The organism is Paraburkholderia sp. SIMBA_054, from assembly GCF_046534875.1.
Taxonomy (GTDB): domain Bacteria; phylum Pseudomonadota; class Gammaproteobacteria; order Burkholderiales; family Burkholderiaceae; genus Paraburkholderia; species Paraburkholderia hospita.
Genome location: NZ_JAWRXV010000481.1, coordinates 1 through 310 on the forward strand (window position 1 = coordinate 1; position 310 = coordinate 310).

A 310-nucleotide genomic window follows, 5' to 3' on the forward strand; every position below is an offset into this window, starting at 1 on the left:
AGCGACCAGGCTGTCTACAACTGGGCTCACGCGTGGCGTATTGGAGGCGTTTGCGCGCTCATGGGCGGTCACAACGGTGGTCGGCCGCGTGCACTTTCCGATGACGTGGTCGCTATCGCGCTGGAGATTGCGCGGGCAGAGCCACTTACCCTGGTCCAGATAGCTCGACGCGTTGAGCAGGCACAGGCCCAGGCGCTGCCCTGCAAGATAGAAACGCTGGGTGAAGCCCTCAAGCGTGCGGGCTTCACTTTCAAGCGCAACCGCTTCTCGCTGAAAAAAAGCGCAATGAACGGGAGTTCGAGATGAAACA

Annotated in this window: 1 protein-coding gene; it reads left to right on the forward strand. The window is 60.3% G+C overall.

Going from position 1 to position 310, the window contains the following annotated elements; translation table 11 throughout:
• The coding region (locus SB822_RS55990) for a helix-turn-helix domain-containing protein (RefSeq protein WP_410858965.1) at window positions 1-306 on the forward strand (306 nt) is incomplete at its 5' end.
• Window positions 307-310 lie beyond the last annotated feature (4 nt).